The following is a 5708-nucleotide window of genomic DNA, read 5'->3' as shown; positions in this document are numbered from 1 at the left end:
GCGCAGGGTATCCAAGAGTGCCGGGGTGCGGTGCTTGAGTGGGTTGGGGCCATCGTCCAGAGTGAGAGCGATCAGCTTTCCACTGGTCTGCCCGCGCCAGTAGCCGTTGCCCATCCCGACATACTTTTTATTGTACTCTTTGAGCGAGCCATAGGCAGATCGGAACTGTGGGTCAATGGCAACCACAGACTCGATTCTTGCCAAGGCTTCGGCGCTATTGCCACTACGAACCGCCCACTCAGCGAGGGCGTAGTGTGCGGCTTTTCGGCTGGGCTGGGGAGCCAGCAGCGCCTGAAGTCGCGTGTCCATCGCCTCACGCTGATCCGGGGTCAGCCGGGACGAGGCAGAGGCGGGGGTGTTGGCAACCCGAACGATGCGCCGTGTCTCACTGAGCACCTCCCCCTGTGCACTGTGTGCGGTGGTGGTGAGGGTATAGAGGCCATTGGCGAGGCGGGTGGTATTCCACTGCGAAATGTAAGGACTGCTGTTGGTCGCCGCATTGTAGGTCGCGGGAACTTGGTAGTTCACCGAAGCCGTGCCCGCAGGAACCGTCCCTGGAGTAAGCGTGGCCTGACCCGTGAGAGTGAGCGTCGCCGCTGTTGCCGCAGGAAGGTTAATCGGCTCACTTGTGCCCGCGCTGCCCTCCGCTAGACGTCGCTCGACAAAGGGCAGAGTGACTGCGCGGGACTCTTCGCAGGGTATCCACTCGGGGCGCGCCATGAGGGCCTTCAATAGCCGGCTCCCCCGCGCCGCATCTCCCGCACGTAGGGCCGCCATTCCCGCCAGTTCTAGCCGTAGCGGATCGCCTTCGTCTTCTTTTACGCCCGCAAGCTCGCCTGCCACACTTTTATCGCCTGCCATGAGTCGGACATAGAGCCCCAGCAGAGGACTGGACTTTGCAAAGGACTGTGCCCCCGCCAGATCGTTCTGCAGGAGCTTGGCCAGGGCAAGTGCGGCGGGAATCAGAGAGTTATCGGGCTCTTGCTCTTGGGCACGGCGCAGGGCCAGCTCCGCCCGCTTGCCATCACCCGTGTGGAGGGCATAGACCGCCAGCGCCAGCAGGCCGCAAGGGTCGTTGCAGTCTACGGCCAGAGCCTGTTGAAGAGAGAGTCGTGCCTGGGAGTATTCCCCCGACTCCAGCCGCCCGAGTGCTTCAGCGAGAACCGTCGGATAGTCTGGCGCACCAGAGCTTGCCCGAGCCGAGGCAGAAAAAAACGCCGCCACGCCAAGCGCTACGGCGACGCACTCCGGGGCAGCAAGTGGTTTAGTCTTACTTGCCATACAAAGAACAAGTATACCACTTGCTTTAGTTTGGAGCGTTTCTTGCCAATGATGAGAGAAGGCGCACTCTTGCGCTCATGAAAGGAAAAGGAAAGATGAATCTGAAAAATCTTTTTACCTTGTTTGTGATTGGAGTGGCTGCACTTGCTGTCGCACCCGCCCAGGCGCAGGAGCAGAAAAAGAGTGGGCGCTTACTCTTTGGCCCGCAAGTGGGTTTCTTTACTCCTGCTTCCGAGGCGGCACGTAGTCGTTTTGGGGGCTCTTGGACCAATGTTGGCTTGGGTATTGGAGATGTGGCGGCACCCAAGTCTAAGGGCGAGTTTAACTTAGACCTGAACTTTATCTCCTCACGCTCCTCGGATGCCGAGGTGCTTCTTGCTCCTATTGGGATTGTCTACCGCCGTGGCACGTCCGAAAATAAAAACGTTCGGCCCTATTTTGGAGCGTCTGCCAATCTACTGGTGACCAACTTCCGCTCAAATTATCTGATAGACAATATTCCTAGTGCGTGGCGTACAGGTGTTGGTGGGAGTCTCTTTGGGGGTGTTTCTCTCGGGAATCGCTTCTATATCGAGGGGCGGTACTACTCGTTTGGCAAAGTGCTGAACTTCGATTTTTCTGGGATGAACTTGTCGTTGGGGTTCCGCCTGTAAGTTTTTTTTCGAAAACCGAAACCAGCGTCCTCCGTTTTTCGTATAGAAGATTACGGGGGACGTGGTATTTTCGGGGGTTTAGAGATATACTGTCGGACTACTTGGAGATGTTGGAATCACCCTGTCGGGAGCAAATGAAAGCATGAAGTACAAGCGCTGCTGTGCGTGTGATTACTTTGTGACGACGACGGATAGTCGCTGTCCTAACTGTGGTATTGCGGACCCTCGCAACGAGCGTCCTGATCGGGGCATCCCTGAGATGGTGGCACGTGGCGATACCTTGACCATGGAAACTCCCATGAACGATGGGGCACGTGCGGCCTTCGGAGGCTTTATCGGTGCCATTATCGGGGGCTTTCTGATGGCCGGGATGGGTGTGGCCGTGGGAGTTGCTGTGGGCGTCAGCCTGGGCGTGCTCCTGGGAGCCGATAAAGAGTGGACTCCGCCAGAGCTTTCGCAGTTTGCCAAGCGCGTGATTGACTGTCTCCGCAACGACGAAGAGACCATTCGTCAGCGCCTTACCGATATCTCTCAGCGTGAGAAGCGACTGGAAGAGGCCCGTCTGCAGGTGACGGAGCAGCCCCAGAGCGATGTTGCTACCCAGGAGCGCTGGCAGAAAGTCAAGTACGCCATTGACTCCGCGGCGGGAATTCTCAGCAAGCAGCGCGATCGCTACCATGCCAAGCTCTGGGAGATCGCTCTGGTACGCTGGCAGAACGCCTTAGAGCCCCTCGCCGCCGACTGGGACTCGCTGACTCATGAGGCCTGCAACCAGCGGCTTCGTCAGCTGGAATGCCTGCGGGTGCAAGGCCAGCAGTACTTGGACGATTGGGAGGGCGTGGATCTCACGGATCTGCCCGAGGCCCGCCGCTGTTTAGAGCGCCTGCGCAATGCTTTAGAGAGCTGCGACCAGCTCCGGGAAGCCCTGATTGTGGAGCAGGCTCGTCTTGCGGTGCAGGGAATTGCGCCTGTGGACGATGCCCTGACGGCGACCATAGGCACCAATAACACGGCTCTGCACGCCATGGAAGTCTTCAACGCGCGTGCTGCTCTGGGGGAGTTTGAGAGTGCTTTTGATGAGCTTGAGGCGGAGTACAATCGCCTCCGCAGTGAGGATGAGCTTGCAGAACAGACGATTATGGTCCAGCGCACTCGCTAGTGCCCTGTTGCTGGTTTCGAGTGGCTGTGCCCGGATCGGCACCCGCACCGACGTAAAGCCCGATGGCTCGTTTGTGCGCACGGTAGTCTACCGAGGGAGTGCTCCGAGCACGGATGGCTTTAGCATGGCTCCTGCCTTGGACGATCTCATTGCACCGCCACGCACGCCCGGTTGGAAAGTCACACGGGAGACCGATCCGAAGAGCGAGAACAAGAGCGAGCTGATCGTCACCGCGACCCGCGCCTTTCCGGCAGGCGAGACCCTCTCCGATGATCTTGCGCTGAAGTCGCCACCCAAGAAAGATGCGCCTAAGGGGACACCTCCCACGATGATCTTGGGCAACACCCTCTCCGTGCGCACCCTCCCCGATGGCAAGCTAGAGTACCGCGAGGTAATCCGCTGGCGCGGCCCTAAGCCCACCGAGCTGGCCACCCCCGACTCCGAGCTCATGACACTGCTTGCCGCGACTCTCCCCACACTGGATAAAGCGGGGCAGGCGACGCTCACCCTGCACCTGCAACAGAGCCTCTGGCGTGCGCTCTTCGGCCCCGGTGAACCCCTTCTTGGCCTTCTGATTACCCACCCCGAGCTAGGGGAGTTCAAGCTCAAGAGGCACCTGGGTGCGTCGGTGGATACCGAACTCAAAGGCGCTCTGGGGGAGAAGCTCTCCGAGCCAGAGCGACGCACAGCCGTGCAAAAAATCGTCGCCGCCATCACCAACGATGTTAAAGACAAGACGAAGAAGCAGGCCAATGCTGGCCCGGGCGGTGATAAAAACGACGATGCTCTCGTGGCTATGCTCATCAAAGCCAAGCTCCCCGGCAAGCTCCTCCAAACTAACGGCGAAGAAGACCCTGCCACTGGTGAGATCGTCTGGGGATTTTTCTCCCAAGCCGCCGCCGCCGGAGACGTGGTTCTCACGGCCATCTGCGATCCGGGAAAATGAGCGAGTCATTCGGAGTTGCCGGGGCACTAGGGCTTGGCTCCTCTGAGAACGACTACCTCCAGCTTCTCTACCTCCTGAACTATCCCAGGGTCGCGCTCCCAATCTTCCAAAGCTGGCTGCACTCGCCGTTTCTCAGCACACAGCTCTACGGATTGCTGGGTTTACACGAGCTTGATCCCGCTGCTTTTCGCCGGGGCGCATCACGCTACGCCCGAAACACCACACCGATTCATCAGGTTCAGAAGCAGCTCCAAGCGAAGAGCGAGGTGGAGCGCCTCTATGCCCTCTTGGGACTCCAGAAGCTTGCCGTTGCCCCGAGTCCACAGCCTACGATTGCTACCTCCTACGAGGTCTGCTTTGAGCTGCGTGGTTGCCTCTTGGAGGTCACCACACCGGCTCGAGTGCGAGAGCGCATCGAGGCGGGGGTCTACGATAAGTCCGTTCAGTACGATTTACGCCGACCACGTTAGTGTTATACTGAGAGCAGGAGGAAGTAACCATGTTTTTACCCGCTCTTGTTTTTTTTGTTCAAGACACGATTGATCCCCGTGCTGAGGCACTTCTGGAGACCAATGCAAAGGCAATTGCCGCGCTCAAGTCGGTTCGAGCCGAGGGCGAGATCACGACTCTCAGTGGCGCAAATACGCGCCGGACGGTCTCGCAGGTGCTTGCGGGCCGGCCTGGGTTTCTGCGCTACGAGCTCTGGACACTTGATGCCGAGGGGAAAAAGAGTGAGCAATCAACGTCTCTTGTGGTAAGTGACGGAAAGCAGTACGTGCGCCAGAGTGGCAAGACCTACACCACCACCGTGGCAAATCCCGCCACGATGATGATGGGCGTGGAGCCTTGGGACGGTTTCTTTAGCGAGAGCCGCTCGCTGAAAGCTCAGTTTGCGGCCCACAAAGAGCGCAAAGTGCTGGAGGAGCTCAAGCTCGCCGAGGCAGAGGTGATCGATGGCGAGAAGTGTGGTGGCGTGAGCTACCGCTACACGATGACGCTCGGAACCAATAAGATTCAGTATGCAGGGACGCTCTACTTTGGCAAGGATGGACTTGCTCGCCGAAAAGTGCAGACACTTCAGATGGGCGAGGGGCCAAAGTCCACCACCACGGCTACCATTCACAAGATTGAGAAGAACGTCCGCCTGCCTGAGGCGACCACCTTTGCTTACACGCCTGCGCCAGGGATAGAGCCCTTCAAGGCACCGACTCCCAAACCTGCCGCCCCACGTCCGCCGCTCCTTGCAGTGGGTACTGAAGCCCCCGACTTTACGGTCTACACCCTCGATGGTAAGCCCGTCAAGCTCTCGGACTACCGGGGCAAGACCGTCGTGATGGACTTCTGGGCGACTTGGTGTGGCCCGTGCATGGTGACGATGCCTCATATCGAGAAGACCTGGCAGAAGGTAAAAAATCGCAGCGATATTATCGTGCTCGGGGTCTGTGTCTGGGATACGAAAGACAAGTACGACGAGTGGGTGCCTAAAAACCAGGCCAAGTTCACCTTCCCCCTAGTCTTTGATACTGCGGCAAAGGACACGGCTAACTCTATCGCCAAGAAGCTCTACAGTGTTAGCGGCATCCCGACCACCTATATCATTGATAAAGACGGCAAGATCGCCGCGAGCTTTGTGGGCTCCAAAGATATTCCCGCCGGAGTTGAACCTGCG

The 5708-nt window shown here is 58.5% G+C and carries 6 protein-coding genes; 5 read left to right on the top strand and 1 reads right to left on the bottom strand.

The genetic code is table 11. The annotated features are described in order from the left end of the window. Nucleotides 1-1281: hypothetical protein (locus RMO15_RS03210; protein ID WP_309707736.1), on the bottom strand; the 1281-nt coding region annotated here is incomplete at its 3' end. 95 nt (nt 1282-1376) lie between these two features. Between RMO15_RS03210 and RMO15_RS03205 the strand changes: the two genes are divergently transcribed. The 5 genes from RMO15_RS03205 to RMO15_RS03185 all read left to right on the top strand — a co-directional run. Continuing rightward, a complete protein-coding gene (locus tag RMO15_RS03205) occupies nt 1377-1934 on the top strand; it encodes a hypothetical protein (RefSeq protein WP_309707734.1) in 558 nt (185 codons plus the stop codon). A gap of 142 nt (nt 1935-2076) precedes the next feature. After that, nucleotides 2077-3093: a hypothetical protein gene (locus RMO15_RS03200; protein ID WP_309707732.1), complete on the top strand. Its 1017-nt coding sequence runs from the start codon at nt 2077-2079 to the stop codon at nt 3091-3093. A 7-nt stretch (nt 3094-3100) separates the two neighbouring features. Continuing rightward, on the top strand, nt 3101-4039 hold the full coding sequence (locus RMO15_RS03195) for a hypothetical protein (protein WP_309707730.1): 939 nt from the start codon (nt 3101-3103) through the stop codon (nt 4037-4039). Further along, nucleotides 4036-4509 (top strand): hypothetical protein, encoded by a 474-nt coding sequence (locus RMO15_RS03190; protein WP_309707729.1) that lies wholly within the window; start codon nt 4036-4038, stop codon nt 4507-4509. Before RMO15_RS03195 ends, RMO15_RS03190 begins: the two co-directional genes overlap by 4 nt. 29 nt (nt 4510-4538) lie before the next feature. Further along, nucleotides 4539-5708 (top strand): redoxin domain-containing protein (locus RMO15_RS03185; protein WP_309707727.1); only part of this gene is annotated, 1170 nt, incomplete at its 3' end.

This window comes from Armatimonas sp., from assembly GCF_031410135.1.
Lineage (GTDB): Bacteria > Armatimonadota > Armatimonadia > Armatimonadales > Armatimonadaceae > Armatimonas.
The sequence above is the reverse complement of the archived record's forward strand: the minus strand, read 5'-3'. Positions and strand labels throughout refer to the sequence as shown.

Bases quoted from the DNA above. Each gene is read 5' to 3' on its own strand.
- RMO15_RS03205 (WP_309707734.1), top strand. From the start codon at position 1,377: ATGAATCTGAAAAATCTTTTTACCTTGTTTGTGATTGGAGTGGCTGCA.
- RMO15_RS03200 (WP_309707732.1), top strand. From the start codon at position 2,077: ATGAAGTACAAGCGCTGCTGTGCGTGTGATTACTTTGTGACGACGACG.
- RMO15_RS03190 (WP_309707729.1), top strand. From the start codon at position 4,036: ATGAGCGAGTCATTCGGAGTTGCCGGGGCACTAGGGCTTGGCTCCTCT.